This window comes from Streptomyces sp. MB09-01 (genome assembly GCF_033794505.1).
Taxonomy (GTDB): Bacteria; Actinomycetota; Actinomycetes; order Streptomycetales; family Streptomycetaceae; genus Streptomyces.
The window spans coordinates 1-4819 of sequence record NZ_JARAYQ010000413.1 but is presented as its reverse complement, the minus strand read 5'-3'; the positions used below and the strand labels follow the sequence as shown (position 1 = coordinate 4819).

Annotated in this window: 5 protein-coding genes; 1 reads left to right on the top strand and 4 read right to left on the bottom strand. The window is 70.6% G+C overall.

Annotation, left to right across the window (positions count from 1 at the left end):
* Positions 1–230: 230 nt before the first annotated feature.
* Positions 231–644: a rodlin gene (locus PV721_RS41265; protein ID WP_319733713.1), complete on the bottom strand. Its 414-nt coding sequence runs from the start codon at positions 642–644 to the stop codon at positions 231–233.
* Between the two features lie 174 nt (positions 645–818).
* Complete coding sequence (locus PV721_RS41260; protein WP_030725782.1) at positions 819–1010, bottom strand: DUF5302 domain-containing protein; 192 nt, start codon at positions 1008–1010, stop codon at positions 819–821.
* A 207-nt stretch (positions 1011–1217) separates the two neighbouring features.
* Here PV721_RS41260 and PV721_RS41255 point away from each other — a divergent pair, with 207 nt between their 5' ends.
* Positions 1218–2579, top strand: a complete 1362-nt coding sequence (locus PV721_RS41255; RefSeq protein ID WP_319733709.1) for an FAD-dependent oxidoreductase — start codon at positions 1218–1220, stop codon at positions 2577–2579.
* A gap of 94 nt (positions 2580–2673) precedes the next feature.
* Here the strand turns inward: PV721_RS41255 and PV721_RS41250 are convergent, their stop codons facing one another.
* Together PV721_RS41250 and PV721_RS41245 are read right to left on the bottom strand one after the other, a co-directional pair.
* Positions 2674–3192, bottom strand: a complete 519-nt coding sequence (locus PV721_RS41250) for a mycothiol transferase (RefSeq protein WP_319733707.1) — start codon at positions 3190–3192, stop codon at positions 2674–2676.
* Positions 3193–3274: 82 nt separating this feature from the next.
* Positions 3275–4816 (bottom strand): MFS transporter, encoded by a 1542-nt coding sequence (locus PV721_RS41245; protein ID WP_319733715.1) that lies wholly within the window; start codon positions 4814–4816, stop codon positions 3275–3277.
* Between the last annotated feature and the right edge of the window lie 3 nt (positions 4817–4819).

Here is a 4819-nt window from a genome sequence, read left to right as displayed (position 1 = left end):
GAGGAGGGGAGGGCGATGGCGAGGCCGACCGTGACGGCCGCGGCGGCGGCCAGGGAGAGGGCACGGCGGCGAAACGCACGTATCACGTAACTGCTCCTTCGGTGGGGGGAATTGCCGCGGGGGCAACAGTGCCCACTGAAGCGAGAATGGTCTGTACCTGTCAAGGTCTAGACCAAAGGAAACGCGCCGGTGTCACGCGTTACGCGTGACACCGGCGCGGAATCGGTCGATCAGCTGCCGGCCGAGACGTTGCCGGAGAGGACCGGGATGTTGCTGAGGATGTGCGAGGCCGCCTCGTCACCCTTCGCCTGGGTGGAGTTCTCGGTGCACTGCTGGTTCTGCGGGTTCGACAGGACGTTGACGTCCTGGACGCCGATGTTGGCGATGACCGCGAACAGGGACTGCGCGTTGACCTTGGCCGGCAGGCCGATGCAGAGCTTGTTGAGGGAGCCCTGGACGGCGCTGAGCTGCGGGCTCATCTTGCCGTGGGTCTCCTGGTTGCCGTAGATCTGCGCGGCACCGTTTCCGTTGACGGTGGTGACGCCCTCGTCGTTGCCGATGGCCATGGCCGGGGAGGCGAGTGCGGCACCGGCACCGAGCACGGAGGCGGTGACGGCGGCGGTGGCCATGAACTTCTTGAACATGTGGGGGATCCTTCTGTCGCACTGTCGCATGAGATAGCTGCCCTCGGCGGGACGAGCTGATCAACTGCTGACGGCGCCAGTGGTTATCCTCCCTCACCCGGGTGGCCCAATGGCGGGTGGAGTCGCCCGGTCCCGCCGCCGCGGCGGCGAGACTGAGCTCCTCGGGTCCGAGGGTCAGCCGGTCTTGCGGCGGACCTTCTTGTTCTTGCCGCCGGGGCCGCTGCTGGCGCCCTGGACCTTCGCCCGGCTCTGGTGCGCCTGCTGGGACTGGGCGTTCGCCGCGTTGCGCTCCAGAGCCTCCCGGAACTTGCGCTTGGCCGCATCGGCCGGGGATTCGTCCTGCGGGGTGTCTGTTTCGTCAGCCATTAGTCCTCCTGGGGTGATCAAGCCGTTTCAGTCTGTCAGGTGGTGTGCGTGCTGACCAGCGAGTTCGCCAGTACCCCAAGAGTGACTTGGAGGGGTTATAAGTTTTGATTATGGGGTCATAAAGCGATGCCGGGTGCTGGGTTAGGCTTACCTTCGTTTAAGGTTCCCCTTGATCCACCTTGCCGTCGCTCGAAGGGAACCCCTGCCATGCCTCGCCCTCTGCGGGTAGCAATCGTCGGTGCCGGCCCCGCCGGTATCTATGCCGCCGACGCGCTGCTGAAGTCCGAGGCCGCCGTCGAGCCCGGTGTGTCCATCGACCTCTTCGAGCGGATGCCGGCGCCCTTCGGCCTCATCCGGTACGGCGTCGCCCCCGACCACCCGCGCATCAAGGGCATCATCACCGCCCTGCACCAGGTCCTCGACAAGCCGCAGGTCCGCCTCTTCGGCAACGTCGACTACCCGAACGACATCAGCCTCGACGAGCTGCAGTCCTTCTACGACGCCGTGATCTTCTCCACGGGCGCCACGGCCGACCGCGCGCTGACCATCCCGGGCGTCGAGCTCGACGGCTCCTACGGTGCCGCCGACTTCGTCTCCTGGTACGACGGCCACCCGGACGTCCCGCGCACCTGGCCGCTGGAGGCCGAAAAGGTCGCCGTGCTCGGCGTCGGCAACGTGGCCCTCGACGTCGCGCGCATCCTCGCGAAGACGGCCGACGAGCTGCTGCCGACCGAGATCCCGGCGAACGTCTACGACGGCCTCAAGGCGAACAAGGCGCTCGAGGTGCACGTCTTCGGGCGTCGCGGTCCCGCCCAGGCCAAGTTCAGCCCCATGGAGCTCCGTGAGCTGGACCACTCGCCCAACATCGAGGTCATCGTCAACCCCGAGGACATCGACTACGACGAGGGCTCCATAGCCACCCGCCGCGCCAACAAGCAGGCCGACATGGTCGCCAAGACCCTGGAGAACTGGGCGATCCGGGACATCGGCGAGCGGCCCCACAAGCTGTTCCTGCACTTCTTCGAGTCGCCCGCCGAAATCCTCGGCGAGGACGGCAAGGTCGTCGGACTGCGCACGGAGCGCACCGAGCTCGACGGCACGGGCAACGTCAAGGGCACCGGCCGGTTCACCGACTGGGACGTCCAGTCCGTCTACCGGGCCGTGGGCTACCTCTCCGACGAGCTGCCGAAGCTTCCCTGGGACGTCGACTCCGGCACCGTCCCGGACGAGGGCGGCCGCGTGATCGAAGCCGGCGCCCACCTGCAGTCGACGTACGTCACCGGCTGGATCCGGCGCGGGCCGGTCGGCCTGATCGGCCACACCAAGGGCGATGCGAACGAGACCGTCGCGAACCTGCTCGCCGACCACGCGGAGGGCCGCCTGAGCGCCCCGGCCGCGCCCGCGCCGGAGGCCGTCGAGGCCTTCCTCGCCGAGCGCAGCGTCCGCTACACGACGTGGGAGGGCTGGCACCGGCTGGACGCGGCCGAGAAGGCCCTCGGTGAGCCCCAGGGCCGCGAGCGCGTGAAGATCGTCGAGCGCGAGGACATGCTCGACGCGAGCGGGGCGTAGCGGGAGGGGCCGGGACCCGGACGGGTCCCGGCCCCTGGACGACCGGGGGTGCGCTCGGCGGCGGTGCTGTCCGGGCAACGGGACGGCAGCCCCTTCAGGCGCCCCGGTCCCGCTCCAGCACGCCCCGTACGAAGGCCGCCTGCCCGGCGTGCTGCAGGTCGTCGGCCAGTACGCTGACCAGGCGCACCCCGAGGGTGACCGGCGGGTCCCAGCGTTCGTCGACCACCCGGTCCAGATCGGCGGCGGCGAGCCCCCGGACGAACCGCGCGGTCCGCTCGTGCACCGCGTCGTAGTACCCCAGCAGCAGCTCGCCCGAGTCGACCCGGACGGTGTAGACGTCCTGCGGCGAGTGCCCGTACCCGGTCGCCCCGGCGGGCAGCGGCAGCGCGAACCGGTCCGACCAGCCCTCGGAGTCCCACACCTGCTCCGTGTCGGCCGCGTCGGCGACGTGGTCGTCCTGGATGCGGGTCAGGTGCCAGACCAGCCAGGTGATCGAGTTCGCCGCCGGGTCCACGCGCGCGTTGAGCAGCTCCGCTGGGACCCCCTCCACGACCTCGTGCACGATCTCCCCGATGCGTCCGAACCCGTCGGCGATGACGTCCGTAGCCTTCATGCACCCACCATGCAAGGCCCGGCGGTCCCCCCGCCGCGAACGACACGCGGCAACGGGGACCGCCGGGCCGGCGGCGGGTCGCTCAGCGGGTGGCTTCGGCGGCTTGGGGCTGCTCGGCGGCCTCGGCCCCCTTGGCCGTCCCGGACTCCGCGGTCTTCTCGGCCGCCCCGGTCTGCGCGGTTGCCACCACGGTGCGGTGCCCGCCCCGCAGGCCGATCCAACTGATCACGGCGACCAGGGCGAAGGCCACGGCCCCGATCCCGAAGGTGAGGGTGAACCCGGACTCGGCGGGCAGCGGCGGCACGCCCGCAGGCAGGTGCTCGACGGTCTTCGAGGCCAGGATCGTGGTGACCACGGCGCTGCCGATCGCGCTGCCTGTGGAGCGGGAGATCGAGTTGATGCCGTTGGCGATGCCGCTCTGGTGGTGCGGGACGCTGGACATGATCACGGCGGGCATGGCCGCGTATCCGAAGCTGACGGCCGCGCCGACGACCAGTCCGGCGCCGATCACCGAGATGCTGTGCTGGTGGTCCAGGACCAGCCAGGCGAAGCCGGCCGCGCCGAGCGCGGCGGCCAGGGTCAGCGCCGTGCGCGGACCGCGGTGGCGCACGATCTGGCCGCCCACGGGAGAGGCGAGCAGCGAGACGATGGCGCCGGGCAGCAGGAACTGCACGGAGGCGCGCAGGATCGACGCGTCGAAGCCGTAGCCGATGAGCGCCTCGGGCATCTGGACGAGGTACGAGACGCCCAGGAAGTTCGCGAACATGCCGAAGCCGACGAGGACGCCGGCCAGGTTGGCCATGAGCACCGGGCGGTGGACGAACATCTTCATGTCGACGAGCGGCTCGCGCACCTTGCGCTCGACGAGCACCCAGACGGCGGTCATGACGGCGGCGCCGGCGAAGCTGCCCAGCGTCCGGGCGGAGCCCCAGCCCCACTCGTGGCCCTGGGAGATCGGCAGCAGGAGCAGCAGCAACGCGAGGCCGAGGGTCAGCGCGCCGAGGAAGTCGGTGCGGCCGCCGGTCTTGTGGCGGGTCGCGGGCACCAGGAAGGCGACCGCGAGCAGGGCGAGGACCGCGAAGCCGGTCGCCATCCAGAAGGCGTTGCGGTAGTCCGCGTCGGACCCGGAGGTGAGCAGCCCGGTCGCGACGAGCGCCAGGCCGCTGCCGAACGCGAGCGTGCCGCTGACCAGCGCCATCGCGCCCGGCAGCTTCTGCGGCCGGACCTCTTCGCGCAGGACCGACAGGGCCAGCGGGAAGATCGCGGTGGCGGCTCCCTGGAGCACCCGGCCCAGGATCAGCAGGGGCAGCGAGGACGCCAGCGCCGCGATGACGGAGCCGACGACCATGACGCCGAGCACGGCCACGAGGGTGGGCTTCTTGCCGTGCTGGTCGCCGAACCGGCCCAGCAGCGGGGTGAAGACGGCCGCCGACAGCAGGGTGGCCGTGGTCACCCAGCTCACGTTCGCGGTCGAGGTGCCGAGGTCTTCGCGGATGAGGGCCAGGATCGGGACCGGCAGGGTCTGCATCATCGACACGACCATGGCGGCGAGGCTCAGGGCGAAGACGATGACCGTCTCGTTCCGGGGCCCGGATGCCGGGGTGGCGGGGGAGGGGGTGCTCATGGC